This window comes from Flavobacterium jejuense, assembly GCF_006491595.2.
In the GTDB taxonomy this organism is placed as follows: Bacteria; Bacteroidota; Bacteroidia; order Flavobacteriales; family Flavobacteriaceae; genus Flavobacterium; species Flavobacterium jejuense.
The window spans coordinates 1-1127 of record NZ_VEVQ02000045.1 but is presented as its reverse complement, the minus strand read 5'-3'; the positions used below and the strand labels follow the sequence as shown (position 1 = coordinate 1127).

Here is a 1127-nt window from a genome sequence, read left to right as displayed (position 1 = left end):
CTTGGTTCTATTTTTGTTGCAGAAAAAAATAAAAGCCTTTTAACCAACCTTTTAGTGTTTTTTATACTTTTTATTATAAAAAAAGAACGGTTTATATGTAACAAAAAGACAATAGACCGCGTATAAAAATGGATTAACAGATATAGGTACACAGGCCTAATTGTATTCTCGAGTAAAAAATTATAAGCTATTCTTATGACTAAAAAAACTACCTTAAGTTGGGTTGCACTACTTGTTGCAACTAGTATTACTTATGCCCAAGACATCCTTTGGGAAAAATCTTACGGAGGCAAACATGCTGAATTTTTGTACGATGCCATTGCAACCCCAGACTATGGATTTATCCTAGCAGGAAGTTCTATTTCTGGTAAAAACGGAAACAAAGAAGACCACAACAAGGGCGACTTGGATTATTGGCTTTGGAAAATGGACGAAAAAGGCAATCTAGATTGGCAAAAAAGCTTTGGCGGCAACCAAGTAGATTTACTACAAAGCATTGCCATTACCAGCGATGGTGGTTTTATTTTAGGAGGTACTTCCACCTCTGATAAAGGCATCGATAAAAAAGAAGATGGGAAAGGACAAGAAGACTTTTGGGTGATTAAATTGAACGCAAAAGGACAAGAAATCTGGCAAAAAACCATAGGCGGCAGTAGTATGGAAAAACTACTAAGTATTGCTCAAACCAAAGAGGGTGGTTATATTTTAGGAGGTACATCAAGCTCAGATGCTACTGGAGATACCGAAAAAGACAAATACACAAAAAACGAAGATTCAAGAGGTAATTTAGACTATTGGGTTGTCAAATTAAAAGCTGATGGATCGATGCAATGGCAAAAAACCATTGGAGGAAAATACCAAGACGAATTAAAAAGTATCCAACAAACTACAGATGGAGGTTATATTTTAGGAGGCTATTCTAATTCTCCTATCTCTGGAGATAAAACAGAAGCTAACTACGGATTAGGCGATTACTGGCTGGTAAAATTAGATGAAGAAGGCACTATCGAATGGCAAAGAACCCTAGGTGGTGATAAAGACGATAACCTATTTGCCCTTTCACAAACCAAAGACGGTGGTTTTATTGTGGGTGGAAATTCCAATTCAGGAGCTACGAATTCCAAATC

General features: G+C 36.6%; 1 pseudogene. It reads left to right on the top strand.

Going from position 1 to position 1127, the window contains the following annotated elements:
* Positions 1–195 precede the first annotated feature (195 nt).
* Positions 196–1127: pseudogene (locus tag FIA58_RS21140) on the top strand (T9SS type A sorting domain-containing protein); the annotation flags it as partial.